General features: G+C 70.9%; 26 protein-coding genes. 21 read left to right on the top strand and 5 right to left on the bottom strand.

Going from position 1 to position 25,904, the window contains the following annotated elements:
* The first annotated feature begins 265 nt into the window (after positions 1–265).
* Complete coding sequence (locus tag ABRP24_RS05795) at positions 266–481, top strand: hypothetical protein (protein ID WP_027465592.1); 216 nt, start codon at positions 266–268, stop codon at positions 479–481.
* Here ABRP24_RS05795 and ABRP24_RS05800 read toward each other — a convergent pair.
* Both ABRP24_RS05800 and ABRP24_RS05805 read right to left on the bottom strand, forming a co-directional pair.
* On the bottom strand, positions 478–1,215 hold the full coding sequence (locus ABRP24_RS05800; RefSeq protein WP_349849210.1) for a membrane protein insertase YidC: 738 nt from the start codon (positions 1,213–1,215) through the stop codon (positions 478–480). The genes ABRP24_RS05795 and ABRP24_RS05800 overlap by 4 nt on opposite strands.
* Before the next feature lie 61 nt (positions 1,216–1,276).
* Positions 1,277–1,570 carry a hypothetical protein gene (locus ABRP24_RS05805; protein WP_349849208.1) on the bottom strand — a complete coding sequence of 98 codons (294 nt, stop codon included), beginning with the start codon at positions 1,568–1,570 and terminating at the stop codon, positions 1,277–1,279.
* A 66-nt stretch (positions 1,571–1,636) separates the two neighbouring features.
* On the opposite strand from ABRP24_RS05805, the gene ybaK reads away from it, so the two are divergent.
* The 17 genes from ybaK (at position 1,637) to ABRP24_RS05890 (ending at position 19,994) form a co-directional block, all read left to right on the top strand.
* Positions 1,637–2,122: a Cys-tRNA(Pro) deacylase gene (ybaK, locus tag ABRP24_RS05810; protein ID WP_071244681.1), complete on the top strand. Its 486-nt coding sequence runs from the start codon at positions 1,637–1,639 to the stop codon at positions 2,120–2,122.
* Between the two features lie 96 nt (positions 2,123–2,218).
* A complete protein-coding gene (locus ABRP24_RS05815) occupies positions 2,219–4,825 on the top strand; it encodes an ATP-dependent Clp protease ATP-binding subunit (RefSeq protein ID WP_349849205.1) in 2,607 nt (868 codons plus the stop codon).
* A gap of 616 nt (positions 4,826–5,441) precedes the next feature.
* Positions 5,442–5,675, top strand: a complete 234-nt coding sequence (locus ABRP24_RS05820; protein ID WP_146238520.1) for a hypothetical protein — start codon at positions 5,442–5,444, stop codon at positions 5,673–5,675.
* Between the two features lie 168 nt (positions 5,676–5,843).
* On the top strand, positions 5,844–6,386 hold the full coding sequence (locus tag ABRP24_RS05825) for an adenine phosphoribosyltransferase (RefSeq protein ID WP_017887364.1): 543 nt from the start codon (positions 5,844–5,846) through the stop codon (positions 6,384–6,386).
* Positions 6,387–6,510: 124 nt separating this feature from the next.
* Positions 6,511–8,532 carry a threonine--tRNA ligase gene (gene thrS / locus ABRP24_RS05830; protein WP_371836718.1) on the top strand — a complete coding sequence of 674 codons (2,022 nt, stop codon included), beginning with the start codon at positions 6,511–6,513 and terminating at the stop codon, positions 8,530–8,532.
* Positions 8,532–9,185: an HIT domain-containing protein gene (locus ABRP24_RS05835; RefSeq protein ID WP_371836719.1), complete on the top strand. Its 654-nt coding sequence runs from the start codon at positions 8,532–8,534 to the stop codon at positions 9,183–9,185. Before thrS ends, ABRP24_RS05835 begins: the two co-directional genes overlap by 1 nt.
* A 13-nt stretch (positions 9,186–9,198) precedes the next feature.
* Positions 9,199–10,119, top strand: a complete 921-nt coding sequence (gene pdxS, locus ABRP24_RS05840; RefSeq protein ID WP_027465600.1) for a pyridoxal 5'-phosphate synthase lyase subunit PdxS — start codon at positions 9,199–9,201, stop codon at positions 10,117–10,119.
* Entirely contained in the window at positions 10,109–10,720 is a 612-nt protein-coding gene (gene pdxT / locus ABRP24_RS05845) for a pyridoxal 5'-phosphate synthase glutaminase subunit PdxT (protein WP_349849200.1), read from the top strand. The genes pdxS and pdxT overlap by 11 nt, the downstream gene beginning before the upstream one ends.
* Before the next feature lie 119 nt (positions 10,721–10,839).
* Complete coding sequence (locus ABRP24_RS05850) at positions 10,840–11,607, top strand: YebC/PmpR family DNA-binding transcriptional regulator (RefSeq protein WP_349849198.1); 768 nt, start codon at positions 10,840–10,842, stop codon at positions 11,605–11,607.
* Positions 11,608–11,609: 2 nt separating this feature from the next.
* The gene (ruvC, locus tag ABRP24_RS05855; protein WP_173033857.1) at positions 11,610–12,257 is read left to right on the top strand and encodes a crossover junction endodeoxyribonuclease RuvC; all 648 of its coding nucleotides are present in this window, start codon (positions 11,610–11,612) and stop codon (positions 12,255–12,257) included.
* The gene (gene ruvA / locus ABRP24_RS05860) at positions 12,254–12,874 is read left to right on the top strand and encodes a Holliday junction branch migration protein RuvA (RefSeq protein ID WP_027465602.1); all 621 of its coding nucleotides are present in this window, start codon (positions 12,254–12,256) and stop codon (positions 12,872–12,874) included. The genes ruvC and ruvA overlap by 4 nt, the downstream gene beginning before the upstream one ends.
* Positions 12,871–13,914 (top strand): Holliday junction branch migration DNA helicase RuvB, encoded by a 1,044-nt coding sequence (gene ruvB, locus ABRP24_RS05865; RefSeq protein WP_027465603.1) that lies wholly within the window; start codon positions 12,871–12,873, stop codon positions 13,912–13,914. The genes ruvA and ruvB overlap by 4 nt, the downstream gene beginning before the upstream one ends.
* A 90-nt stretch (positions 13,915–14,004) precedes the next feature.
* Positions 14,005–14,406, top strand: a complete 402-nt coding sequence (yajC, locus tag ABRP24_RS05870; protein WP_111057121.1) for a preprotein translocase subunit YajC — start codon at positions 14,005–14,007, stop codon at positions 14,404–14,406.
* A 91-nt stretch (positions 14,407–14,497) separates the two neighbouring features.
* Positions 14,498–16,249 carry a protein translocase subunit SecD gene (gene secD, locus ABRP24_RS05875; RefSeq protein ID WP_110860016.1) on the top strand — a complete coding sequence of 584 codons (1,752 nt, stop codon included), beginning with the start codon at positions 14,498–14,500 and terminating at the stop codon, positions 16,247–16,249.
* On the top strand, positions 16,249–17,253 hold the full coding sequence (gene secF, locus ABRP24_RS05880; RefSeq protein WP_027465605.1) for a protein translocase subunit SecF: 1,005 nt from the start codon (positions 16,249–16,251) through the stop codon (positions 17,251–17,253). Before secD ends, secF begins: the two co-directional genes overlap by 1 nt.
* Positions 17,253–17,600: a rhodanese-like domain-containing protein gene (locus ABRP24_RS05885; RefSeq protein ID WP_027465606.1), complete on the top strand. Its 348-nt coding sequence runs from the start codon at positions 17,253–17,255 to the stop codon at positions 17,598–17,600. Before secF ends, ABRP24_RS05885 begins: the two co-directional genes overlap by 1 nt.
* 69 nt (positions 17,601–17,669) lie before the next feature.
* On the top strand, positions 17,670–19,994 hold the full coding sequence (locus tag ABRP24_RS05890; RefSeq protein WP_231495664.1) for a bifunctional (p)ppGpp synthetase/guanosine-3',5'-bis(diphosphate) 3'-pyrophosphohydrolase: 2,325 nt from the start codon (positions 17,670–17,672) through the stop codon (positions 19,992–19,994).
* 686 nt (positions 19,995–20,680) lie between these two features.
* Here ABRP24_RS05890 and ABRP24_RS05895 read toward each other — a convergent pair.
* The 3 genes from ABRP24_RS05895 to deoC form a co-directional block, all read right to left on the bottom strand.
* Entirely contained in the window at positions 20,681–21,280 is a 600-nt protein-coding gene (locus ABRP24_RS05895) for a hypothetical protein (RefSeq protein ID WP_349849193.1), read from the bottom strand.
* Positions 21,281–21,475: 195 nt separating this feature from the next.
* The gene (locus ABRP24_RS05900; RefSeq protein WP_349849191.1) at positions 21,476–22,429 is read right to left on the bottom strand and encodes an ROK family protein; all 954 of its coding nucleotides are present in this window, start codon (positions 22,427–22,429) and stop codon (positions 21,476–21,478) included.
* Between the two features lie 147 nt (positions 22,430–22,576).
* Positions 22,577–23,308 (bottom strand): deoxyribose-phosphate aldolase, encoded by a 732-nt coding sequence (gene deoC, locus ABRP24_RS05905; RefSeq protein WP_027465609.1) that lies wholly within the window; start codon positions 23,306–23,308, stop codon positions 22,577–22,579.
* Positions 23,309–23,351: 43 nt separating this feature from the next.
* Between deoC and ABRP24_RS05910 the strand changes: the two genes are divergently transcribed.
* The 3 genes from ABRP24_RS05910 to ABRP24_RS05920 are packed head-to-tail and all read left to right on the top strand — an operon-like array spanning position 23,352 to position 25,896.
* Positions 23,352–24,884 (top strand): SDR family oxidoreductase, encoded by a 1,533-nt coding sequence (locus ABRP24_RS05910; RefSeq protein ID WP_301600747.1) that lies wholly within the window; start codon positions 23,352–23,354, stop codon positions 24,882–24,884.
* Positions 24,881–25,465, top strand: a complete 585-nt coding sequence (locus ABRP24_RS05915; protein ID WP_071244688.1) for a GDSL-type esterase/lipase family protein — start codon at positions 24,881–24,883, stop codon at positions 25,463–25,465. The genes ABRP24_RS05910 and ABRP24_RS05915 overlap by 4 nt, the downstream gene beginning before the upstream one ends.
* The gene (locus tag ABRP24_RS05920; protein WP_301600746.1) at positions 25,465–25,896 is read left to right on the top strand and encodes a DUF6804 family protein; all 432 of its coding nucleotides are present in this window, start codon (positions 25,465–25,467) and stop codon (positions 25,894–25,896) included. The genes ABRP24_RS05915 and ABRP24_RS05920 overlap by 1 nt, the downstream gene beginning before the upstream one ends.
* The last annotated feature ends 8 nt before the right edge of the window (positions 25,897–25,904 follow it).

Raw genomic sequence — 25,904 nt, forward strand, 5'->3', positions numbered from 1 at the left:
CTCCCGGCAGTGGATCCCGCGGCGTCGACCCCGCACGCGCGCGGGGTCGCCGTCCGCGTTCCAGGTCCTGCAGGGCGATCCGGGCGCGCGCCGCGTCCGCCGGGCTCGATCCTGCTCCCCAGGCGACGGCCTCGAGCCGTGCCCGTTCCGCTGCCACGTCGTCGTGGGCCATGCGCACTCCCGCTCTGCCGGTCGCGTGGACAGGTCCATCGTGGCACCGCACAGCCGTGCGCGCGCACCCAGAACGAGGGAGTAGGCGTGGTGCATGAGCACCGACCCCATGCCGCAGCACGACGCCGACGCCGAGACCCTCGAGCCGCTGAGCCACGACACGCAGTCCGGCGAGGCCGACTACGTCGCGACCAGCCCCGGCGGCGCCGGCACGGAACGTCATGTGCCGACCGCCGACGAGGAGCAGGGCCGCGGCACCGAGTACGACCCGGTCGACCAGGGACCGCAGCAGGAGGGCCAGGGCGGCTAGCGGACCACCCGACGCAGCACGGCGCGTTCCCCGTACGTCCAGGCCGCACTCGTCACGACGTAGAGCGCGGCGGCGAGTGGTGCGATCGCCGCGAACACGACCGTGATGAACGGCACGTACCGCCCCACGGCGGCGGTCGCGGCGGCCCCGGGGACCCCCGGTTCCGGCGCCGGCACCGGGTTCCAGTGGGCGTTCGACCGGCGGCTGAGCTCGACGACGACCGCCAGCACCGCCAGCAGGACCAGCACCACCCAGGCGTGCACCCACAGCGGCGACGTGAGCGTGACGACGAGCGAGTGGCCGAGCGGGACCCCGACGAGCGTCGCCTCCAGCAGGGCGTTCGCGGTGCCGTCGATCGAGGCGTGCGTGAACAGCGCGTAGACGAGCGACACCACGGGTGCCTGCGCCAGGACGGGCAGGCAGCCGGCCAGCGGCGAGATCTTCTCGTCGGTGTACAGCTGCTGCACCGCTCGCTGCAGCCGCTGGGTGTCACGGCCGTGGCGCTTCCGGAGCGCCGCGAGCTGTGGTGCGAGGCGCCGGCGGTCCCGTTCGGCCCGCACCTGCAGCACGGACAGCGGGACGAGCACCAGGCGGACGGCCAGGGTGAGGAGCACGACGGCGATCGCCGCGGCGAACGAGCCGGCGACGGGGGAGAGCGCCGCGGTGAGAGCGGTGACGAGGTCCGCGCCGCCGTGCAGCAGCGGGCCGACGAGGGGCAGGGTGGACAGGTCCATGACGGTTCCGATCGGTGGTGGGTCAGCGGGGTGCGCGAGCGGCCCGGCCACCGGTCGGTGGTCAGGCCGGGGTCGCGACCCCCGGTGCCCGCGAGCGGATGTGCCCGTCGGCGTCGGGGTGGCTCCACCCGATCCGGGTGACCAGGTCGGGCACAGCCGACCGGTCCGACACGGATGCCGATCCGACCCCGAGGACCGCCGCGAGCACCGCGACGAGCAGCCGGGCGACGACGACGGTCACGGCGACCGCGGTCAGCCCGAGTGCCGCCACGGCCAGCAGGGGCAGCACCCCGGCGGCCGGGTCGCCGAGCACCAGCGCGGCGGTGGCGCGGAGCAGCAGCAGGACGGCGGTCATGGTCCGTTCAGCGTAACGCCCGCGTGCCGTCGAGGACCGGAAGGTGCGGCGGGGGAGGATCACGGCATGACCGCAGGTTCGCCGAGCACCCCAGCGACCGTCGCGCTCGAGGCGGCCGGGGTCCCGTACACGCCGCACGTGTACGAGCACCACGAGAGCGCCACCAACTTCGGAGAAGAGGCGGCCGCCGCTCTCGGGCTGCGCGAGGAGCAGGTCTTCAAGACCCTCGTCGTCTCCGTCGACGGCACCCTCGCCGTCGCGATCGTGCCGGTGGCGAACCGGCTCGACCTCAAGGCGATCGCCGCTGCGGTCGGGGGCAAGAAGGCGACGCTGGCAGATCCCGCCCTCGCCGAGAAGCGCACGGGCTACGTGGTCGGCGGGATCAGTCCGGTCGGCCAGAAGACGCGGCTCCGCACCGTGCTCGACGAGTCGGCCCTGTCGTACGCGAGCATCTTCGTGTCCGGCGGACGTCGCGGATTCGACGTCGAGGTCGCACCGACGGACCTCGCGCGGATCACCGAGGCGGTCGCCGCACCCATCGCGCGGACCTGAGTCGAGTCGCCGCAAGTTTTTTCCGGACCCGGGAATGACCCGGGCCCTCCTGCGTTGCATTGAGTCGAAGGCACTCAAGTTCCCCAGGAGGTCCCTTTGCCAGAGACGTTCGGCCCGACCGGTGGCAACGACTCGTTCGACGAGTTCCTCGCCCGCCTGCTCGCGGCACAGCGCACCGGTGACCAGCAGCGCGTCCGCGCGTTCGGTCGACCGGTCGACATCACCCGGCTGCTCAGCCGCCGGACCCACGAGCTGCTCCAGCACACCGCCGAGTACGCGGTCGCGCAGGGGCAGCGCGAGATCGACGCACTGCACATCCTGCACGTGCTCGTCCGCACCGAACCGTTCGACGCCGTCGTGCGTTCCGCCGGGGTCGACCCCCGGCGACTCGCCGAGGAGATCGAGCAGCGCCTGCCGATGGCGCACGAGCCACTGGCCGAGCAGACCGGCCGCCCGGCACTGACCGGCACCGCCCAGCGCATCCTCGTCGAGGCGACGCAGGCCGCGCGGGGCTTCGGCAGCACCTACACCGACCCCGAGCACGTCTTCTTCGCGCTCGTGATGGACCAGGAGACCGTGACCGGCCAGCTGCTCGCCAGCGCCGGGATCACCCCGCAGGTCATGCAGGACTACGCCCAGCAGGCCGCGGCAGCAGCACGAGAGGGGCGCCCCATGCCCGGAACACCCGACGCCGTCGACACCGACCAGGCCACCGACAGCGACACCCCGACGCTCGACCAGTTCGGCACCGACCTCACCCAGCGCGCCCGTGACGGGCACGTCGACCCGGTGATCGGCCGCGCCGAAGAGATCGAGCAGACCGTCGAGATCCTGCTCCGCCGCACCAAGAACAACCCGGTGCTGATCGGTGAGCCCGGCGTCGGCAAGACCGCGATCGTCGAGGGCCTCGCCCAGCGCATCGTCGACGGTGACGTCCCCGCCCTGTTGCAGGGCAAGCGGGTCGTCGCGCTCGACCTGCCCGGCATGCTCTCCGGCACCCGCTACCGCGGTGACTTCGAGGAGCGCCTCACCAAGGCGATGGACGAGATCGCGGCGCACGCCGACGAGCTCATCGTCTTCGTCGACGAGCTCCACACCGTCGTCGGCGCCGGTGGCGGTGGCGAGGGCGGCTCGATGGACGCCGGCAACATCCTCAAGCCCCGGCTCGCCCGCGGCGACCTGCACCTGGTCGGCGCGACGACGCTCAACGAGTACCGCCGGATCGAGAAGGACGCCGCGCTCGAGCGCCGGTTCCAGCCCGTCACGGTGGGGGAGCCGAACGTCGAGGACGCCGTCGCCATCCTGACCGGCCTCGCCCCGCGCTACGAGGAGCACCACGGCGTCGTCTACACGCCCGAGGCACTCCGCGCCGCCGTCGAGCTCTCGCACCGCTACGTGACCGATCGACACCTGCCGGACAAGGCCATCGACCTCATCGACCAGGCCGGTGCACGCCGTCGCCTCGCCCTGTCGGGCGACGTCGACGTCGAGGCACTGCGTGCCCAGGTCACCGACCTGACGGCCCGCAAGGACCGCGCGGTCGCTGAGGAGCACTACGAGGAAGCGTCCGACCTGCGCGACGAGATCGTCGGACTGGAGGCCCGGATCACCGCCGCCTCGTCGGCGGACGCCAGCCGCCCCTCCCGTCAGGAGTCCGCGGACACCTCGATCACGGAGGCCGACATCGCCGCCGTCGTGTCGCGTGCCACCGGGATCCCGGTGACCCGCCTCGGCTCGGCCGACAAGACGCGGCTCGCCGCGCTCGAGTCCGAGCTGCACGACCGAGTCGTCGGCCAGGACGACGCTGTGCGCGCGATCGCGAAGGCGGTGCGACGCAGCCGGACCGGCATGGGCGACCCGCGTCGTCCGGTGGGCAGCTTCCTGTTCCTCGGCCCGACGGGCGTCGGCAAGACCGAACTCGCGAAGGCCCTGGCGTCGTCGCTGTTCGGTGACGAGTCCGCCATGCTCCGCTTCGACATGAGCGAGTTCGGCGAACGCCACACCGTGTCCCGCCTGGTCGGTGCCCCTCCCGGGTACGTCGGCTACGACGAGGCCGGCCAGCTCACCGAGCGTGTCCGCCGCAACCCGTACTCGGTGATCCTGCTCGACGAGGTCGAGAAGGCCCACCCGGACGTCTTCAACCTGCTGCTGCAGGTCCTCGACGACGGCCGGCTCACCGACGGGCAGGGGCGGACGGTCGACTTCCGGAACACCGTCGTCATCATGACGTCGAACATCGGCTCGGAGTTCCTGGCCTCCCGCTCGGGAGCGCTCGGGTTCTCCCCGGTCGGTGCCACCGACGGCTACGCGGAAGACGACCTGCGGGCCCGCGTGATGGGCAAGCTGCGCGAGGCGATGCGCCCCGAGTTCATCAACCGCATCGACGAGATCGTGCTGTTCCGCAAGCTCGACCGATCCCAGATCGCGTCGATCGTGTCGCTGCTGCTGCAGGACACGGCGCTCCGGCTGGTCGCACAGGACATGCTCCTGTCGGTGTCCGACGCGGCGGTCGACTGGCTCGCCGAGCACGGGTACGAGCCGGAGTACGGCGCCCGCCCGCTCCGTCGGCTCATCCAGCGCGAGGTCGACGACCGCATCGCGACCCTGGTGGTCGAGGGCGGGGTCACCGCGGGTGACACCGTGCGGATCGACGTCGAGGGCGATGCCCTGACGGCGAGCGTCGCGGAGCACGCGGCGGTCTAGTCCGGTCGCACGCACACACGAGGGCCCGGTACCGATTCGGTACCGGGCCCTCGGCGTGCACGGACCGCCGCGGTGTTCGGGAATGCAATTCCGGACGTTTTTTCGGAAAAGGGGTTGCGCTCCGAATTGCGGTGCCGATAGTGTTCACTCGTCGCGAACGGTCGAACATTCGACCCGGACGACTCCGCCAGCTCGAGACCGAAAGGGGGCCGACCCATGATGATCACAACGACCACTCCGTTCCGTGGAATCCGTGGACGCGTCGGTACCCCGTTCCGCGCCCGCTGACCCGGGGCGTCCCACTCTCCTGACACCTGTGCCTCCGGGCACCGTGCGCTGAGCCGATCAGGCTCGCGCAGCACCGGTTCGTTCGTCTGCCGAACGGCTCGTCGACTCGTCGATGCGTGCCGTCCGATCTGCGCGGACGACGCCGGAAGAATGTCGGTGGACAGTGCGACGCTCTCGGTGTCGACGAGCATTCCGCGATCGTTGTCCGAACATTTCCGGACCATCCCGGAGTGCATTCTCACGCATTCAATTCCTGCTGCCCGCAACCCGGGCGGATTCGTCCTGCCGGACACCCGGGCAGCTCTGCCGTGCCCTGAAGGGGAACACCGTGTCCACGAAGACCACCACCCGTCCACCCGATACCCGCGCGGTGCGCCGTCGGGTCTCACTCGCCGACCGCATCGCACTCCGAGTCGGGATGTCGCTCATCATCTGGAGCCGACGCACCCGCAAGGAGCGGCCCGAGGTCGACCTCGCCACGCTGGCCCGCCTCGAGCGCGAACGCCAGCAGCGCGAGGCCGACTGGATCACCCAGGGCGCCGCCATGCGGATGTGGCGCTGACCCGCGGCGCTGCGTCGGCGTCACACGCTCGCACGCATGGTGCGAGGTTCCGTACTCCGTGGCCGCCCCTCGGGGTGGCACCACGTCCGGAACCTCGCACCATGCCGGGCACCCCTCGCACCGTGCGGGGCGTTCGGACGCACCCCGGGCCTCCCGTACCGTTGGCGGGTGACCGAAACCGCAGCTGCACTCGTCGAACGCCTCACCGCCCTCGTGCCGGACTTCCCGAAGCCGGGGGTGCTCTTCCGTGACGTGACGCCGGTGTTCTCCGACGCCGTCGCGTTCGGCCGCGTGTGCGAAGCACTCGCGGCACCGTTCGCGGTCGGAGCCGGGTTCGACGCGGTCGCGGGCATCGAGGCCCGGGGCTTCGCGCTGGCCGGGGGCATCGCCGCCCAGCACCAGGTCGGCGTGCTCACGGTGCGCAAGGCGGGCAAGCTCCCCGGCGAGGTCCTCAGCGAGCAGTACGCGCTGGAGTACGGCGAGGCCGAACTCGAACTGCGGCCGGGTCAGCTGCCCGCCGGCACCCGGGTGCTCGTCGTCGACGACGTCCTGGCCACCGGCGGGACCGGCGCCGCCACCATCACGCTGCTCGAGCGCGCCGGGTACCAGGCCATCGGCTTCGCCGCCCTGCTCGAGCTCGACGGCCTGAACGGGCGCGAGCGTCTCGAGCCGCGGCTGCCCGTCGCGACGCTCGGCGCCGTCCCGGCCTGAGCGCGGGCAACCGCCCGGTCGGGGCGCCCATCCGTTCTCTCCACAGGCGCATCCCCGGCGTCCGCACGCGAGCACGTCTCGCACTAGTCTTGACGCACCATTTCGATCGAGGAGTCCCATCATCGTGACCGAGTCAGTCGCACCCGCGCCCGCCGAGCTTCCCCAGGCACCCGAGCCCCGGACCGCGACGACGACCACGACCGGCACCGAGCTCTTCGACGGTGAGCGCGGCGTCGTCGCTATCCGCGTCGACGGTGTGCTGAAGGACCTCGCGGCGGACGTGCAGGCCGGCGAGACCGCCGAGGCCGTCACCCTGCAGGAGCAGGACGGGCTCGACATCCTCCGGCACTCGGCCGCCCACGTGCTGGCGCAGGCCGTCCAGCAGATCAACCCGGACGCCAAGCTCGGCATCGGGCCGCCCGTCACCGACGGCTTCTACTACGACTTCGACGTCGCCGAGCCCTTCACCCCCGAAGACCTCAAGGCGATCGAGAAGGGCATGGACCGCATCGTCAAGCAGGCCCAGCGCTTCCGTCGCGTGGTCGTCACCGACGAGCAGGCACGCGAGCTGATGGCGGGGGAGCCCTACAAGCAGGAGCTCATCGGCCTCAAGGGTGCGGCGTCCGACGGCGACTCCGGCGAGAGCGTCGAGGTCGGCGCCGGCGAGCTGACCGTGTACGAGAACGTCGACCCGAAGTCGGGCGAGGTGCTCTGGCAGGACCTCTGCCGCGGCCCGCACGTCCCGCACACCCGCTGGATCGGCAACGCCGCCAAGCTCATGCGCGTCGCCGCCGCGTACTGGCGCGGCTCCGAGAAGAACCCGCAGCTGCAGCGCATCTACGGCACCGCCTGGCCCGACAAGGATCAGCTCAAGGCGTACCTCGTGCGCCTCGAGGAAGCCGCCAAGCGCGACCACCGCAAGCTCGGTGCCGAACTCGACCTGTTCTCGTTCCCCGACGAGATCGGTTCCGGCCTGGCGATCTTCCACCCGAAGGGCGGCATCATCCGCCGCGAGATGGAGGACTACTCGCGCCGTCGGCACGAGGAGAACGGCTACTCGTTCGTCTACACGCCCCACATCACCAAGGGCGACCTGTTCGAGACCTCCGGGCACCTCGGCTGGTACAAGGACGGCATGTTCCCGGCCATGCACATGGACGAGGCCAAGGACGAGGACGGCAACGTCACCCGGCAGGGCGCCGACTACTACCTCAAGCCGATGAACTGCCCGATGCACATCCTGGCCTACCGGTCACAGCCCCGCTCCTACCGCGATCTGCCGCTCCGGATGTTCGAGTTCGGCACGGTGTACCGCAACGAGAAGTCCGGCGTGATCCACGGGCTGACCCGCGTGCGCGGCATGACCCAGGACGACGCGCACATCTTCACCACGCAGGACAAGATGAAGGAGGAGCTGACCACGACCCTCGAGTTCGTGCTCTCGCTCCTGCGCGACTACGGCCTCGACGACTTCTACCTCGAGCTGTCGACGAAGGACCCGGAGAAGTACGTCGGCGACGACGAGATCTGGGACGTCGCGACGAACACCCTGCGCGAGGTCGCCGAGGAATCCGGCCTCGAGCTGGTGCCGGACCCCGCCGGTGCGGCGTTCTACGGCCCGAAGATCTCGGTGCAGGCCCGCGACGCCATCGGCCGCACCTGGCAGATGTCGACCGTGCAGCTCGACTTCAACCTGCCCGAGCGCTTCGGCATCGACTACACCGCGGCCGACGGCTCGCGCCAGCGTCCGGTGATGATCCACCGCGCGCTGTTCGGCTCCATCGAGCGCTTCTTCGGGGTCCTCACCGAGCACTACGCGGGCGCGTTCCCGGCGTGGCTGTCGCCCGTCCAGGTCGTCGGCATTCCGGTCGCGGCCGAGTACGGCGACTACCTCGACGAGGTCATCGCGAAGCTCCGTGCCCACGGCGTCCGCGCCGAGGTCGACCACTCGGACGACCGCATGCAGAAGAAGATCCGCACGCACACCAAGGCGAAGGTGCCGTTCCAGCTCATCGCCGGTGGCGACGACCGCGACGCCGGTGCCGTCAGCTTCCGCTTCCGCGACGGCCGCCAGGACAACGCGGTGCCCGTCGACGAGGCCGTGGACCGCATCCTCACCGCGATCCGCGAGCGCGCGCAGGTCTGATGACACCGTCGGGAGGCCCGGAGCAGGCTGCGGGGACCGGTCACGTCGACGACGTGGCCGGTCCCACCGCGGCCGCGGACACCGAGGGCGCGGACACCGATCCGCTGGTGATCCGCGACGCGGCCACCGGCGCAGCCGTCCCGGACGTGTTCCAGCGGCTCTGGAACCCGCACCGGATGGCCTACATCGACGCCGGCCGCGAAGGCCGGGGTCGCGGGCACGACGACGACTGCCCGTTCTGCGAAGCCCCGCGGATGTCCGACGAGGACGCCCTGATCGTGGCCCGCGGCGAGCACGCCTACGTGCTGCTCAACCTGTTCCCGTACAACAACGGGCACCTGCTCGTCTGCCCGTACCGTCACGTCCCGCTCTACGACGAGGCCACGCCGGACGAGCTGCGCGAGATCGGCGAGCTGACCCAGACCGCGATGCGGGTCCTGCGTGAGGTGTCGCACTGCGACGGCTTCAACATCGGCATGAACCAGGGCGAGGTCGCCGGTGCCGGCGTGGCCGCACACCTGCACCAGCACATCGTTCCGCGGTGGCAGTCGGACGCGAACTTCTTCCCGATCATCGCCCGGACCAAGTCCATGTCGCAGTTGCTCGGCGAGACGCGTCGACTCGTCGCCGACGGGTGGCCCCGGGCGCACTAGACTGGTCGGCATCATGAGCGACAGCACCAGCACCTCCGGCACCCCTGGCACCTCGATCACCGGCTCCGACCGCGTCAAGCGCGGACTCGCCGAGATGCTCAAGGGCGGCGTGATCATGGACGTCGTCGACGCCGAGCAGGCCCGCATCGCGGAAGAAGCCGGTGCGACCGCCGTCATGGCCCTCGAGCGCGTCCCCGCCGACATCCGTGCGCAGGGCGGCGTCGCCCGCATGTCCGACCCCTCGATGATCGAGGAGATCATCGCCGCGGTGTCGATCCCCGTCATGGCGAAGGCCCGCATCGGACACTTCGTCGAGGCGCAGGTGCTGCAGGAGCTCGGTGTCGACTACATCGACGAGTCCGAGGTGCTGTCGCCGGCCGACTACGTGAACCACATCGACAAGTGGAAGTTCACCACCCCCTTCGTCTGCGGTGCCACCAACCTGGGCGAGGCGCTCCGTCGCATCACCGAGGGTGCGGCCATGATCCGTTCCAAGGGCGAGGCCGGCACGGGCGACGTGTCCGAGGCCACCAAGCACATCCGCACCATCACCAAGGAGATCGCGGCGCTCCGCAACCTGCGTGACGACGAGCTCTACGTCGCCGCCAAGGAGCTCCAGGCGCCGATCGACGTCGTGCAGGAAGTCGCCCGCACCGGCAAGCTCCCCGTCGTCCTGTTCACCGCCGGTGGTGTCGCCACCCCGGCCGACGCCGCGATGATGATGCAGCTCGGCGCCGACGGTGTCTTCGTCGGGTCCGGCATCTTCAAGTCCGGCGACCCGGCGGCCCGTGCCGCCGCGATCGTCAAGGCGACGACCTTCCACGACGACCCCCGGGTCATCGCCGAGGTCTCCCGTGGTCTGGGCGAGGCGATGGTCGGCATCAACGTCGCCGACGTCCCCGCGCCGCACCGCCTCGCCGAGCGTGGCTGGTAGCCCGACGAGCGGCGGTCGGCCTCGCATCGGGGTCCTGGCGCTGCAGGGTGACTTCCGCGAGCACATCGCCTCGCTGACCGAGCTCGGCGCCGACGTGGTGCCGCTGCGTCGCCCGGAGGAGATCGAGACCCTCGACGGTGTCGTGATCCCCGGGGGTGAGTCCAGCGTGATGGACAAGCTGTCCCGCGCGTTCGGCGTCGCCGAGCCGCTCGCCGACGCGATCCGCGGTGGCCTGCCCACCTACGGCACCTGCGCGGGCATGATCATGCTCTCGTCGCGGATCACCGACGGCATCAACGGGCAGCAGACCCTCGACGTGCTCGACACCACCGTGCGCCGCAACGCGTTCGGTGCGCAGAACGACTCGTTCGAGATCGACATCCCGATGCCCGACCTCGGCGAGGCCCCGGTGCACGCGGTGTTCATCCGGGCCCCCGTCGTGGAGCAGCGCGGCGACGACGTCCACGTCCTCGGTGCGCTGCCGGACGGGCAGGTCGTGGCGGTGCAGCAGGGCAACGTCATCGCCAGCGCGTTCCACCCCGAGGTCGCCGGCGAGGACCGCTTCCACCGCCGGTTCCTCGACCTGGTGCGCAGCGCCTGAGGCGTGACCGCCCACCCGCCGCACCGACGGGACGGAAGCCGCGCCGCGCCTCCAGGCCGGTGTTCGGCCCACAGGGCCGCTAAACTGAGCGGGACTTTCCGCAAGACGCAAGGAGAACCGTGTCCGGGCATTCCAAGTGGGCAACGACCAAGCACAAGAAGGCGGTCATCGACCAGCGCCGTGCCAAGTCGTTCGCCAAGCTGATCAAGAACATCGAGGTCGCCGCGAAGATGGGCGGTGCCGACATGTCCGGCAACCCGACCCTGGTCGACGCCGTGCAGAAGGCGAAGAAGACCTCGGTCCCCAACGACAACATCGACCGCGCCGTCAAGCGCGGTGCGGGTCTCACGGGCGAGACCATCGAGTACACGACGATCATGTACGAGGGCTACGGCCCCAACGGCGTCGCGATGCTCATCGAGTGCCTCACGGACAACAAGAACCGTGCCGCGGCCGAGGTCCGGACCGCGATGTCGCGCAACGGCGGCACCATGGCCGACCCGGGCAGCGTCGCCTACAACTTCTCGCGCAAGGGCGTCATCTCGGTCACGAAGACCGACGGCCTCGACGAGGACACCGTGATGACAGCGGTGCTGGACGCCGGGGTCGAGGACGTCATCGACCAGGGCGGCGGCTTCGAGATCATCACCGAGGCGAGCGACCTGGTCGCCGCCCGCACCGCACTGCAGGACGCCGGCATCGACTACGACTCCGCAGACGCCGAGTTCGTCCCCGGCCTCAAGGTCCCGGTCGACGCCGACACCGCCCGCAAGGTGTTCCGCCTGATCGACGCGCTCGAGGACTCCGACGACGTGCAGAACGTCTACTCGAACTTCGACATCCCCGCGGACGTCCAGGCCGAGCTCGACGAGGACGAGGGCGAGTAGCCGTGCTCCGTGTGCTCGGGGTGGACCCCGGGCTCACCCGGTGCGGCGTCGGCGTCGTCGAGGTCGCACCGAACCGGCGCGCACGACTCGTCCACGTGACGGTCGTGCGCACCCCGCCGGACATGCCGCTCGAACAGCGGCTGCTCCGCATCGCCGACGGCATCGCCGCCGAGATCGACGAACACCACCCCGATGCGGTGGCCGTCGAGCGGGTGTTCGCGCAGGCGAACGTCCGCACCGTGATGGGGACCGCGCAGGCGGCCGGCCTGGCGCTGCACGCCGCGGCTGCCCGCGGCCTGCCCGTCGGGCTGCACACGCCGTCCGAGGTCAAGGCCGCCGTCACCGGCTACGGCAACGCCGACAAGCGTCAGGTGCAGACCATGATCGCGCGCGTGCTCGGGCTCGACGAGGTCCCGAAGCCGGCCGACGCCGCCGACGCGCTCGCGTTGGCCGTGTGCCATGCCTGGAGGCTCGGATCACCCGACGCCGCCGGCTCGCGTGCCACGAACCTCACCCCCGCACAGCGCGCCTGGCGGGACGCGCAGGGCGGCACCGTCGACTCGCCGCTGGCCCGCGCGGCCGCCGCCGCGGCCCGCCCGCAGCGTGGCAGGTCGGCGTCGTCGGTGGGCGGCCCTAGGCTCGGAGCATGATCGCGAGTCTCCGGGGCACCTGCATCGACATCGCCGGCTCGGCCGTGGTGATCGAGGTCGGGGGAGTGGGGTACGCCGTCACCGTGACCCCCGCACACGCGCTGACGATGCGCCACGGGTCCGAGGTGTTCGTGCGGACCGCCATGATCGTGCGCGAGGACGAGCACCTGCTCTTCGGCTTCGAGTCGACCGACGCGCTGCAGGTGTTCGACCTGCTCCGCGGGGTCTCCGGCGTCGGCCCGAAGTCCGCGATGGGCGTCCTGGCCCACATGGACCCGGCACAGATCGCGAACGCCGTCGCGAACGAGGACGACGGCGCGTTCCGCAAGGTCTCCGGCATCGGCCCGAAGACCGCCAAGCTCATCATCGTCGCGCTCTCCGGCAAGCTCGTGGCCTTCGAGCAGGCTGCCGTGGTCGCCGCGGCACGGGGGACCGCAGTCCACCCCGCCGCGGTCGACGTCGTCTCGGCGCTCATCGGCCTCGGCTGGCGCGAAGACGCGGCGCAGACCGCGGTCGACGACGCCGTCGCCAACGAGCCCGGTGCCGCCGCGATGGGCACCCAGGCCCTGCTCCGCGCCGCCCTTGGTGCGCTCCGACCCGCGGCAGCCGGCCGGTGAGCGGCATCACGTCCGCCGGCGCCGAGTCGCAGGAAGAACTCGCGTTCGAAGGTGCGCTCCGTCCGCGCTCGCTCGACGAGTTCGTCGGGCAGCGCAAGGTCCGCGGGCAGCTCGACCTGCTCCTCAAGGCCGCGGGCATGCAGGAGCGCACGCCCGACCACATCCTGATGGCGGGCCCTCCCGGCCTCGGCAAGACCACGCTCGCGATGATCGTCGCGCACGAGACCGGGCGACCGCTGCGCATGTCGAGCGGCCCGGCCATCCAGCACGCCGGTGACCTCGCCGCCGTGCTGTCGTCCCTGGTCCCGGGCGAAGTGCTGTTCATCGACGAGATCCACCGCATGGCCCGCTCGGCAGAAGAGATGCTCTACCTGGCGATGGAGGACTTCCGCATCGACGTGATGGTGGGCAAGGGCGCCGGTGCCACGAGCATCCCGCTCGACCTCGCACCGTTCACGCTCGTCGGGGCCACCACCCGGGCCGGCCTGCTGCCGAACCCGCTGCGCGACCGCTTCGGGTTCACCGCCCACCTCGAGTTCTACGAGAAGGACGAGCTCGAGCAGGTCCTGATCCGTGCGGCCCACCTGCTCGAACTCGACATCGACCGGACCGCCCTGCGCGAGATCGCCGGACGCTCCCGTGGCACCCCGCGCATCGCGAACCGCCTGCTCCGCCGGGTGCGCGACTACGCCCTCGTGCACCGCACCACCGACGGCATGGCCGCGGTCCAGGGCGCGCTCGACCTGTACGACGTCGACGAACTCGGCCTGGACCGGCTCGACCGAGCCGTCGTCGAGACCATGCTGACCCGGTTCGACGGGGGCCCGGTCGGCCTGAACACCCTCGCGGTCTCGGTCGGCGAGGAATCCGAGACCATCGAGTCGGTCGTCGAACCGTTCCTCGTCCGCGTCGGACTCGTGACCCGCACCCCCCGCGGGCGCATCGCGACACCGCGGGCCTGGCGACACCTCGGCCTCACCCCGGGGCAGGGCGACGGCGGGCAGCCGGGGCTCTTCGACGACCCGGAACCCACCGCCTGACCGCCGATCAGTCGGGTGACATGCCACGGACACCGGCGTGCCCTAGACTGCTACGGCCCGAAACCGAGCAACCAGAGAAGGCAACGCATCATGGGTCAAGAAGTCATCCTCATCGTCATCGTCGTGGCGTTCGCGGCCTTCATGTTCTACAACAGCCGCAAGCGCAAGAAGCAGCAGGCCGAGCTCGTGGACAAGATGGTCCCGGGCGCCAAGGTCATGCTGTCCTTCGGCCTCTACGGCACGCTCCTCTCCGTGAACGAGGAGAAGGTCACCGCTGACGTCGAGATCGCGCCGGGGACCATCGTCACCGTGCACCGTCAGACCCTGTCGCGCGTCGTCGACGACAACGCGTCCGACGTCGAGACCACCACGACCACCGAGGACGAGCCGAAGCCGGTGGCCGAGCTCAACGGTGAGCCGGTCTACGGCGAGCGGGTCGACACCGACCGTGTCGACGAGTCCGACGCCACGAAGCGCAAGTCCGACGACTGACGCCCTCGGCCGCCGGGTCGTCTGACCCGGCGGCTTCCCTCTGCCGTCGCACGGTGTGCCGACGGTCCTGAACAGAAAGACGAGACGACCGGTGGCACGATCGACACCCGTCAAGAAGGCGCTGCGCTCGCTCACCTGGTTGGTGATCCTGATGGCGATCCTCGCCGGCGTGAACACCGCCGCGTCGATCCTCGCCGGCTCTTCGAAGGACGACACCGACAAGTGGTACCAGGGCGCGAGCTGGGTGCCGGAGCTGGCTCTGGACCTGCAGGGCGGCACGCAGCTGACCCTCGCGGCGCAGAACACCGAGGGCGACTCCGTCACCTCGCAGCAGCTGCAGCAGGCGGTGAACATCATCCGCCAGCGCATCGACGCCACCGGTGTCTCCGAGTCCGAGATCAACACCCAGGGCGCGAACAACATCGTCGTCTCGATCCCGGGTCGTCCCGACAAGGCCACGATCGACCGCATCGAGGCAGCCGCGAAGCTGACCTTCCGTCCGGTGCTCTTCACCGAGGCCGCGACGAACTCCGCCGTCGGTGACGACGGCAAGGGCACCGCATCGGCCACGCCGTACTCGCCGCCGGCCTCGCTCGCCGCGACCCCGAGCGCGAAGCCGACGAACGCGAGCGACCTGAACTGGGTCACGCCGAAGCTGCAGGACCTGTACACCAACTACAACTGCGCTGCTCCGGACGACGTCACCACGGCGCCCGACGACGAGCCCCTGGTCACCTGTGACCAGGACGGCGCGGGGAAGTACATCCTCGGACCGGTCGAGGTCTCCGGTGCCGACATCAGCAACGCCACCTCGGGTCTCGCCACCGACTCGCAGGGCACGTCGACCGGCCAGTGGGCAGTCAACCTGACGTTCAACGGCGAGGGCTCGAAGGACTTCCGCACCGTCACGAACCGTCTCGTCTCGCTCCAGCAGCCGCAGAACCAGTTCGCGATCGTGCTCGACGGTTCGGTCATCACCGCACCGACGACGAACTCCGCGATCACGAACGGCAAGGCGCAGATCACCGGCTCGTTCACGGCCGAGTCGTCGAAGACCCTGGCGGACCAGCTCAAGTACGGTGCGCTGCCGATCAACTTCCAGGTGCAGTCGAACGAGAACATCTCGGCGACCCTCGGCACCGCGCAGCTCATCGGTGGCCTCGTCGCCGGTCTGATCGGGCTGATCCTGGTGATCATCTACTCGGTCATCCAGTACCGGGCCCTGGCGTTCGTCACCGTGCTGTCGCTCGGGATCGCCGCGGTGCTCACCTACCTGGTGATCGCGATCATGTCGTGGCGCGTCGACTACCGCCTGTCCTTGGCGGGTGTGGCGGGTCTGATCGTCGCGATCGGTATCACGGCGGACTCGTTCATCGTCTACTTCGAGCGCATCCGTGACGAACTCCGCGACGGCCGTGCCCTCGAGAGCGCGGTCGAGTCCGGCTGGAAGCGTGCCCTCCGCACGATCCTGGCGTCCGACGCGGTGAACTTCCTCGCCGCCGTCACGCTCTACGTGCTCGCGGTCGCCGACGTGAAGGGCTTCGCGTTCACGCTGCTCCTCACGACCCTGATCGACATCGTGGTGGTCGCGCTCTTCACCCACCCGATGATGCAGCTCATCGCCCGCAGCCGGTTCTTCGGCGAGGGGCACCGGTTCAGTGGTCTCGACCCGGCAGCACTCGGTGCCGTCTACCGAGGGCGCGCCCAGTTCCGCGCACCCGTCGTGGACGGCAAGCGCCAGCGCAGTGCCGGTGAGGCACAGCGCCGACAGACGATCGCGGAGCGGAAGGCCCAGCAGGCCTCCGGCGACAACGGCTCGACGCCGGACGGGAAGGACGACTGATGGCCAGCTTCAGCCAGTTCGGCAGCGACCTCTACACGGGGAAGCGGTCGTACGACATCATCGGGCGCCGGAAGACCTGGTACCTGATCGCCCTCGTGATGATCGTGATCTCGCTCGTCACCCCGTGGCTCCGTGGCGGGTACCAGCTCGGCATCGAGTTCACCGGTGGTTCGGAGTTCACGATCTCCGACGTCAAGACGCTCGACCAGAACCTCGCCACCGAGACCGTCGAGGGCGTCGTCCCGGAGTCGATCCCGCGCGTCTCGCAGCTCGGCACGCACGGCATCCGCGTGCAGACCGGGCAGCTCACCGACCGGCAGACGACCGAGGTGCAGGACGCCCTGGCGAAGGCCTACGACGTCCCGGAGAGCCAGGTCGCCGCGACCTTCATCGGCGCGACGTGGGGTGCCGACGTGCTCGCGCAGGCCATCCGTGGTCTCGTGATCTTCCTCGCCCTCGCCGCGGTCTTCATGACGCTGTACTTCCGCACCTGGAAGATGTCGCTGTCCGCGATGGCGGCGCTGCTGCACGACCTGCTCATCACGGCCGGCGTGTACGGCATCGTCGGACTCGAGGTCACGCCCGCGGCGGTCATCGGGTTCCTGACGATCCTCGGGTACTCGCTCTACGACACCGTGGTGGTCTTCGACAAGGTGCGTGAGAACACCGCGCAGGAATCCATCCGGACGTTCAAGCAGTCGGTCAACCTCGCGGTGAACCAGACCCTCGTCCGGTCGATCAACACCTCGGTCGTGGCACTGCTGCCGGTCGCGGCGATCCTCTTCATCGGGTCGTACGTGCTCGGCGCCGGTACCCTGCGCGACATCTCGCTCGCACTGTTCATCGGCATCATCGTCGGCACCTACTCGACGATCTTCATCGCGTCGCCGATGTACGCGCAGCTGCGCGAGAACGAGCCGAAGATCAAGGAGTCCGACGCCAAGAAGACCGCGGCGGCCGAGAAGCGCCGGCGTGAGGTCGACGCGGCAGAGGCGAGCGTCTGATGCCCATCGAGATCCAGGAGATCGACGTCGCCGAGGCGCAGCGCCGTCTCGACGCCGGAGCCCGCCTGTTCGACGTCCGCGAGCAGGGGGAGTGGGACGAGGTCCACGCTCCCCAGGCCACGCTCGTGCCGATGTCGGAGTTCGTGGACCGCTGGCAGGAGATCGACGGCGGCGACCAGCCGGCCATCATCGTCTGCCACTCCGGCGGCCGGTCATCGCGCATCGTCGCGGCGCTCGAGCAGTCGGGCGTACCGGCCGTCAACCTCTCCGGCGGCATGCTCGCGTGGGAGCAGGCGGGGGCGCCGGTGGAGCGCGACGCCCAGGGCGAACCGCGTCACGGGCACTGACCGGGGACGCGTAGTCTTGTCGGATCGAGCTCGGATCGAGCTCTCGGACCGAGTCCTGGGAGGCGCATCATGACGGACACCCGCGAAGAGCCGTCCGCGCCGAGCCGCCCGGGTTCCGCTCCGCGGCCCTCGAGCCCGATCGGTCCGAACACCACCGGCAACCTCGGTTCCCTCCGCTCGCTGCTGCCGCGCCTGTTCTCGCGCGCCCAACCGGCCGGCGCGGTGGACACGCTGATCCGCACGGTCCGCTCGCACCATCCCAAGGCCGACGTGACGCTCATCGAGCGTGCGTACTCGGTCGCCGAGCGCGCGCACGACGGTCAGAAGCGCAAGTCCGGTGAGCCGTACATCACGCACCCGGTCGCGGTCGCGCAGATCCTGGCCGACCTCGGCATCGGCACGATCACGATCGCGGCGGCGCTCCTGCACGACACCGTCGAGGACACCGACTACCAGCTCGACCAGCTGCGGGCCGACTTCGGCGACGAGATCGCGATGCTCGTCGACGGCGTCACCAAGCTCGACAAGGTCAAGTACGGCGACAGCGCGCAGGCCGAGACCGTCCGCAAGATGGTCATCGCCATGTCGAAGGACATCCGTGTCCTCGTCATCAAGCTCGCCGACCGCCTGCACAACGCCCGCACGTGGGGCTTCGTCGAGTCCGCCTCCGCCACGCGCAAGGCGAAGGAGACGCTCGAGATCTACGCGCCGCTCGCGCACCGGCTCGGCATCCAGATGATCAAGCTCGAGCTCGAGGACCTGTCGTTCGCGGTCCTGCACCCGAAGCTCTACGTCGAGATCGACAGCCTGGTCAAGGAACGCCAGCCGAAGCGCGAGCAGTTCGTCCAGAACGTCATCGGCACCCTGAAGAAGGACCTGAAGGCCGCCAAGGTCCGCGGCGACGTCATGGGCCGGCCGAAGCAGTACTACTCGATCTACCAGAAGATGATCGTGCGGGGTCGTGAGTTCGACGAGATCTACGACCTCGTCGGCATCCGCGTCCTCGTGCCGACCGTCCGCGACTGCTACGCCATGCTCGGCTCGGTGCACGCCCGCTGGACCCCGCTGCCCGGTCGCTTCAAGGACTACATCGCGACCCCCAAGTTCAACCTGTACCAGTCGCTGCACACCACGGTGCTCGGACCGCAGGGTCGTGCGGTCGAGATCCAGATCCGCACGCACGAGATGCACCAGCGCGCCGAGTTCGGTGTCGCCGCCCACTGGAAGTACAAGCAGCGGGCTGCCGGCCGTGACGCCGGGACCTCGTCGACCACGGACGACCAGGACATGGCGTGGCTCGCCCACATCACCGACTGGCAGGCCGAGACCAGCGACCCGGGCGAGTTCCTCGACTCGCTGCGCTACGAGATCGGCGCCAAGGAGACCTACGTCTTCACGCCGCAGGGCAAGGTCATCGGTCTCCCCGCCGGAGCCACCCCGGTCGACTTCGCCTACGCGGTGCACACCGAGATCGGCCACCGCACGATGGGTGCGAAGGTCAACGGCCGCCTCGTCCCGCTCGAGAGCCAGCTGTCCAGCGGCGACGTCGTCGAGATCTTCACGTCGAAGAACCCCGACTCCGGCCCCTCGCAGGACTGGCTGCAGTTCGTCCGCAGTCCCCGCGCGCGCAACAAGATCAAGCAGTGGTTCACCAAGGAGCGCCGCGAAGAGGCGATCGAGCAGGGGCGTGACGCCATCGCCCGGGCGATGCGCAAGCAGAACCTGCCGCTCCAGCGCATCATGAGCCAGGACAGCATCGCCGAGGTCGCCTCGTCGATGCGGTACGAGGACGTCTCCGCCCTGTACGCCGCCATCGGCGAAGGCCACGTGTCGACGCAGTCGGTCATCGAGAAGGTCCTCGGGAACGTCCAGACCGAAACCGAGACGGACGAGCCCGAACTCGCGTTCCCGCGCCAGGTCACCAGTCGTCAGCTGCGCACGAGCGACAGCGGCGTGCTGGTCCGCGGTGCGCCCGACATCCTCGTGAAGCTCGCGAAGTGCTGCACGCCGGTGCCGGGCGACCAGATCGTGGGCTTCATCACCCGTGGCCAGGGCGTGTCCGTGCACCAGTCGTCGTGCACCAACGTGAAGTCCCTCATGAACGAACCCGACCGGATGATCGAGGTCGAGTGGGCCCCGTCGTCGAAGTCGGTGTTCCTGGTGCAGATCCAGATCGAGGCGCTCGATCGGTCGGGCCTGCTCAGCGACGTCACCCGGGTGCTGACCGACCACCACGTGAACATCCTGTCCGCGACGGTGTCGACCTCGTCCGACCGTCTCGCGCTCAGCCGGTTCGTGTTCGAGATGGGCGACACCATCCACCTCGACCGCGTGCTGAACGCGGTGCGACGCATCGACGCCGTCTACGACGTCTACCGCGTCAGCGCCGGCTAGCGGCAGGGCCCCGCGCGGCTCGTCCGTCGACCGGTCGCTGACCGTCGGCCGCGGCCCGGCCAACCGACAGTTCGTGACCACTCGCCGAACGCGAGCGGGGTGTCCTGACCGCCCGCACGCGCCGGACCGCAGGCCCGTGGCAGCCCCGCCCGCGCCTCCCGTGCCTCCAGCCCGTCCACCGGTCACGACTCGTCGAACCGGCACCGTCGACCGGTCACGAACCGTCGGCCGCGGCCCGGCCAACCGACAGTCCGCGACCACTCGGCGGACGCGAGCGGGGTGTCTTGACCGCCGCTACGCCCGCACGCGCCGGACCGGAGGCCCGTGGCAGCCCCGCCCCGCGCCGACCTGCGCCTCCAGCCCGTCCACAGGTCAGGACTCGTCGCACGAGCACCGCCGACAGGTCACGAACCGTCGGCCGCGGCCCTGCCAACCGGCAGTTCGCGACCACTCGGCGGACGCGAGCGGGGTGTCCTGACCGCCCCCACGCGCCCGACCGGAGGCCCACGGCAGCCCCGCCCCGCGCCTCCCGTGCCTCAGCCCCGTCCACCGGTCACGACTCGTCGCACGGGCACCGCCGACCGGTCACGAACCGTCGGCCGCGGCCCTGCGAACCGACAGTCCGCGACCACTCGGCGGAAGCGAGCGGGGTGTCCTGACCGCTCGGCGAACACGCCGGCGACGCCCTAGCGGACAGCGCCCGCAGCGCCCCCAGCCGCATCCGGCAATTCAGGCAACCCCGGCAGCCCCCACAACCGCCGCTCGGCCTGCCGCACCATGGGGATCGTCCCGAGCGACCTCAGCCGCGCCTGCAGCTCGGCAGCCGTGACCGCCCCGATCGCGAGCAGCCCGTGCACGGCCGTCGCCTCGGCAGCCCCGAACGCACCGGCCGTCGGCCCCGGCGTCCGGAGCAGGTCGACCGCGGTCCGCGCCGGCAGCGTGACCCGCAGCCGCGAGAGCTCGACGGTGTCGGCGACGTCGATCCGGACCTCTCGCAAGCGGACGTCCGGCCCGACGTGCACCCGCACCTGCGGCGGGATGCAGGCCTCGAGCGGCGCCGGCGGCCGGGACACCGCACCCCAGATCCACGCGGCGGTCAGGGTACAGGCGATCAGGCGCGCGTCCCGCAGGACCCAGGCTGCAGCGGCGGCGCGCAACCACGGCGTCTGCGGTTCGGCGGGGGAGGCCCAGCAGGGACCGACGGCGACCAGCTCGCCGGCCAGGACCGCCGCACGCAGCTCGGGTTCCGGCCAGTCGTCACTGGTCAGCAGTCGCGGGCGGGGCACCCGCACATCCTGCCCGACCTGCGCGGGCGACCGACAGGCCTGTGGACAAGCCACCGACCGGCCGGGAGGCTCGTAGCGGGCCCGCACCGCGCCTCCAGGCCGTCGCCGGTCACGTCCACGGCGTGGGCCGCGTCGACGACGCGACCAGCCGCGCCCACGCGCCGGATCGGGCCCGGACGGAGGGGACGCGCGCGCTCAGCGCAGGACGTCGGCGCGGTGCACGAGCGCAGCGGCACCGATGAGCGGACCGTCCTGGGACAACCCGGTCGGCACGATCTGCACCTTCGTGACGAACCCGAACTCGACACGCTCCGCCACGGCCTGACGGGCGTACTCGAACAGGTCCGGCGTGACGTGCGAGAACCCGCCGCCGATGGCGACGATCTCGAGGTCGACCAGGCTCGTGGCGGCGGCGATGGCCTGCCCGAGGGCGTGGCCGCTCCGCTGGACCGCGGCGACGGCGATCTCGTCGCCGGCGGCGTAGGCGGCCGAGAGCTCCTCGCCCGTCGTGCCCGCGAAACCCTGACGACGTGCCCAGGCCACGGTCTTCGGGCCGCTGGCGATCGCCTCGAGGCAACCGGTGCCCCCGCAGGCGCAGGGGTCGTCGTAACCGCCGCACTCGACATGCCCGATGTGGCCGGCGTTGCCCGTCGGTCCGCTGACGGTGCGACCGTGCAGGATGAGCCCGCCGCCGACGCCGGTGGAGACGATCATGCCCATGACGTGTTCGTACCCCTGGGCCGCGCCGACCCAGTGCTCGGCAAGGGTGATCGCCAGGCCGTCCATCCGGAGCGTCACCGGGACGTCGCCCGGCACGAGCGCCGCGATCCGGTCGCGCAGCGGGTGGCCACGCCAGACCGGCATGTTGAGCGGCGAGACGAGGCCGTGCTCCTCGTCGACGGGCCCGGCGGAACCGACGCCGACACCCACGAGCGTCGCGTCGGCCGGCAGCGCGCCGAGCGCGGCCGTGACGACCTCGTCGACGGCGGCCTGCAGCTCGTCCGAGGTGCGCTGCGGCCCCGTGGGGCTGCGGAACCGGGTCGCCGGCAGCACGACGCCCTGGTCGGTGACGAGCGCGGCCTCGACCTTCGTGCCGCCGAGGTCGACGGCCAGGGCGAGGGCGGGGGACTGGGGTGCGGTGCTGGACATGCGCGCTCCGATGCGGCGGTCTGGAGGCACGGTGCGGGTCGCCGACGCGTCGTCGCGTCCGGTGGGCACCGGCCTCGTCGTGGTGGGTCGTGCTGGGCGCGTGGGCTCAGCCCGGTGGGCTCAGCCAGGTCGGCTCAGCCCGTGGGTTCAGTAGGACGTCGTGTCGTCGCCGAGCGCCGAGGCGGCACCCGTCTCGGCGCGGTGCGCGACCTCGTCGAGGATGCGGGCCGAGGCGCTCGTGCCGATGCGGTTCGCGCCCGCCTGGACCATCTCGAGCAGGGTGTCGAGCCCGCGGACGCCGCCGGAGGCCTTCACGCCGGTGTCGGCACCGACCGTGCGGCGCATGAGGGCGATGTGCTCGGCCGTCGCGCCGCCGCCGGCGAACCCGGTCGAGGTCTTCACGAAGGCCGCGCCGGCGGTCTGTGCCGCACGCGAGGCCGCGACGATTTCGTCGTCGGTCAGGAACGCGGTCTCGAGGATCACCTTGACGACGGTGTCGCCGGCGGCGTCGACGACCGCGCGGACGTCCTGCTCGACGCGCTGCCAGTCGCCCGACTTCGCGGCGCCGATGTTCTGCACCATGTCGAGCTCGAACGCGCCGTCGGCCAGGGCCTGCAGCGACTCGGCGACCTTCGCCGCGGTGGACGTGGTGCCGTGCGGGAAGCCGATCACGGTGCCGACGCCGACACCGGTGCCCGTGAGGCGCTCGACGGCGTGGGCGACGTCGCTCGGACGGACGCAGACGCTGAAGACGCGGTGGGCGGCGGCTTCGTCGAGCTGGGCGTCGACGTCCGCACGGGTGAGTTCGGGCTTCAGGATCGCGTGGTCGATGAGGCCGCGGACGGCATCGACGGTGACGGGGAAGGCTGCGTTGTCCACCCGGCAAGCCTACCCGTCAGGCGTGCCGCGTAGCGTGCAGGGCATGCAGGTCCTCGTCACCGGCGCCACCGGGTACATCGGTGGTCGTCTCGTCCCTCGTCTCCTCGAAGCCGGCCACTCCGTCCGGGTGTTCGTACGCAACCCCCGGAAGCTCCAGGACGTCCCGTGGAGCAGTGAGGTCGACGTCGCGGAGGGCGACCTCCAGGTCGCCGAGGCGGTGCGCGCCGCGGTCGACGGGGTCGAGGCGGTCTACTACCTGGCCCACGCGATGGGGGCCGACGGCGACTTCGAGTCGGCCGAGCGCGAGGCCGCCGAGACCATGGCGCGCGAGGCGAAGGCGGCCGGGGTCAGCCGGTTCGTCTACCTGGGCGGGCTGCACCCGGACGGCGAGCTGTCGAAGCACCTCCGCAGCCGCAAGGAGGTGGGGGAGATCCTCCTCGGCTCGGGCGTGCCGACGGTGGCGTACCAGGCCGGGGTCGTGATCGGCTCGGGCAGCACCTCGTTCGAGATGATCCGGCACCTGACCGACGTCCTGCCGTGGATGCCCGCGCCCCGCTGGGTCCGCAACCACATCCAGCCGATCGCGGTCCGCGACGTCCTGTACTACCTGGTGGCCGCGCTCGACGTCCCCGCCGACGTCAACCGCACCTTCGACATCGGCGGGCCCGACGTCCTGCGGTACGGCCAGATGCTGAACGGCTACGCGGTCGAGGCGAAGCTGCCCCAGCGCCCGATCACGGTCCTGCCGGTGCTCACCCCGCGCCTCGCCGCACACTGGTTCAACGCCGTCACCCCGATCCCACGCAAGCTCGCGACGCCGATCATCGAGTCGCTGCAGTTCGAGTGCGTGCAGCGCGAGCACGACATCGACGACGTCGTGCCGCAGCCCGAGGGCGGGCTCACCTCGTACCGTCGGGCCGTCCGCCTCGCGCTGAACAAGATGCGCAGCGGTCAGGTCCAGACGAGCTGGCGGAGCGCGACGCTCTCGAGCGCCTCGGCCGACCCGATGCCGAACGACCCCGACTGGGCCGGGCACACGGTCTACGTCGACGACCGGAAGCGGCACTCCAGTGCCTCCGCCGAGGACGTCTGGCGCGTCGTCGAGTCGATCGGCGGCGACAACGGCTGGTACTCGTTCCCGCTCGCCTGGGTCGCCCGCGGCTGGATGGACAAGATCGCCGGCGGCGTCGGCCTGAACCGCGGGCGTCGTGACCAGCAGCGCCTGGAGCAGGGCGACGCGCTCGACTGGTGGCGCGTCGAACGGCTGGAGCGCGGCCGGTACCTGCGGCTCCGCGCCGAGTTCAAGTCGCCCGGTCGTGCGTGGCTCGAGATGACCGTCACACCGAACCCCGACGGCGGCAGCGACTACCACCAGCGGGCGATCTACTTCCCGCAGGGACTCGCCGGCCGGCTGTACTGGTACGGCATCCTCCCGTTCCACGGCATCATCTTCCCCGGTATGGTCGAGCGCATCACCGCCGCCGCCGAGCGGGAGTCCGACCACACCGGGTCCACGCAGCGCAACCGGACGCAGCAGACCGAGACCCCCGAGCCGGCGCACGAGGAGGCAGCATGACCGACGACCGCAGCCCCGTCCTCTTCCTGGGGGACAGCATCACCGAACAGGGTGACTGGGACACGTGGCTCCCCGACGAGCACACCCTGAACCAGGGCATCGGCGGCGACACGACCGACGGCGTGCTGACGCGCCTCGACGCCGTCGTCGCCGAGCAGCCCGAGGTGATCGTGCTGCTCATCGGCACGAACGACTTCGGCAACCACCGCGCCAGCGCCGAGCACGTGGTCCGCAACGTCGAGACCATCCTCGTCACCCTCCGCCGCGAGCTGCCGGGCGTACGTCTGCTGCTCGTGTCGATCCTGCCCCGGCAGGCCGAGTACGCCACGAAGATCGAGCAGGCCAACCGGCACCTCCGGCAGTTCGTCGCCACCTGCCACGCGCAGTACCTCGACGCCTGGCCCGCCCTGGCCGACGGCGACCACCTGGACGCGCGCTTCACCGAGGACGGCCTGCACCTGACCGAAGAGGGCTACCGCGCGCTGGTCGGTGAACTGGTGCCGGCGCTCGAGCGCGTCCGCGACCTGCCGCCGATGTCGCGGTCGATCCAGGCGATCGACCTCGACGGTTCCTCGGACTGATGGCCGCACGCAAGGGGCGGCCCCCGGTGGGGTCGTCCCAGCACGGCGTGCCCGCAGGGGCCCCTCGACCCGCACCGGCCGCACCGGCCAGCGGTGCCCGTGCCACGCCGCCCTTCACCCGCCCCGCACTGGCACCGTCGATGATCGCGGCGATCGTGCTGCTGGCCTGCGTCGCCATCGTCGACTCGTCGGGCTTCGTCTTCGCCCGCTGGGGCGTCACGGTGCTCGCGCTGATCGTGCTCGTCTTCAGCGTGCGCGGGAAGGTCTGGTGGGCAGCCCTCCTCATGGCCGCCGTCGCCGTCTGCTGGAACCCGCTCGTCACGGTGCCGATCCCCGGACAGGTGTGGGCGGCCCTGCAGCTGGTCGCCGCCGCGCTCTTCATCGTGGTGGGCATCGTCGTCAAGGTGCCCCGCGAGTCGGACGGACGGTAGGATCGGCA

Origin of the sequence: Curtobacterium sp. WHRI 8282 (assembly GCF_040223925.2) — a bacterium.
In the GTDB taxonomy this organism is placed as follows: domain Bacteria; phylum Actinomycetota; class Actinomycetes; order Actinomycetales; family Microbacteriaceae; genus Curtobacterium; species Curtobacterium flaccumfaciens.

Coding starts and splice junctions, on each gene's coding strand:
- ABRP24_RS05795 (WP_027465592.1), top strand. CDS start 266: ATGAGCACCGACCCCATGCCGCAGCACGACGCCGACGCCGAGACCCTC.
- ABRP24_RS05800 (WP_349849210.1), bottom strand. CDS start 1,215: ATGGACCTGTCCACCCTGCCCCTCGTCGGCCCGCTGCTGCACGGCGGC.
- ABRP24_RS05805 (WP_349849208.1), bottom strand. CDS start 1,570: ATGACCGCCGTCCTGCTGCTGCTCCGCGCCACCGCCGCGCTGGTGCTC.
- ybaK (WP_071244681.1), top strand. CDS start 1,637: ATGACCGCAGGTTCGCCGAGCACCCCAGCGACCGTCGCGCTCGAGGCG.
- ABRP24_RS05835 (WP_371836719.1), top strand. CDS start 8,532: ATGACACCGTCGGGAGGCCCGGAGCAGGCTGCGGGGACCGGTCACGTC.
- pdxS (WP_027465600.1), top strand. CDS start 9,199: ATGAGCGACAGCACCAGCACCTCCGGCACCCCTGGCACCTCGATCACC.
- ruvA (WP_027465602.1), top strand. CDS start 12,254: ATGATCGCGAGTCTCCGGGGCACCTGCATCGACATCGCCGGCTCGGCC.
- yajC (WP_111057121.1), top strand. CDS start 14,005: ATGGGTCAAGAAGTCATCCTCATCGTCATCGTCGTGGCGTTCGCGGCC.
- secF (WP_027465605.1), top strand. CDS start 16,249: ATGGCCAGCTTCAGCCAGTTCGGCAGCGACCTCTACACGGGGAAGCGG.
- ABRP24_RS05885 (WP_027465606.1), top strand. CDS start 17,253: ATGCCCATCGAGATCCAGGAGATCGACGTCGCCGAGGCGCAGCGCCGT.
- ABRP24_RS05890 (WP_231495664.1), top strand. CDS start 17,670: ATGACGGACACCCGCGAAGAGCCGTCCGCGCCGAGCCGCCCGGGTTCC.
- ABRP24_RS05900 (WP_349849191.1), bottom strand. CDS start 22,429: ATGTCCAGCACCGCACCCCAGTCCCCCGCCCTCGCCCTGGCCGTCGAC.
- ABRP24_RS05910 (WP_301600747.1), top strand. CDS start 23,352: ATGCAGGTCCTCGTCACCGGCGCCACCGGGTACATCGGTGGTCGTCTC.
- ABRP24_RS05915 (WP_071244688.1), top strand. CDS start 24,881: ATGACCGACGACCGCAGCCCCGTCCTCTTCCTGGGGGACAGCATCACC.
- ABRP24_RS05920 (WP_301600746.1), top strand. CDS start 25,465: ATGGCCGCACGCAAGGGGCGGCCCCCGGTGGGGTCGTCCCAGCACGGC.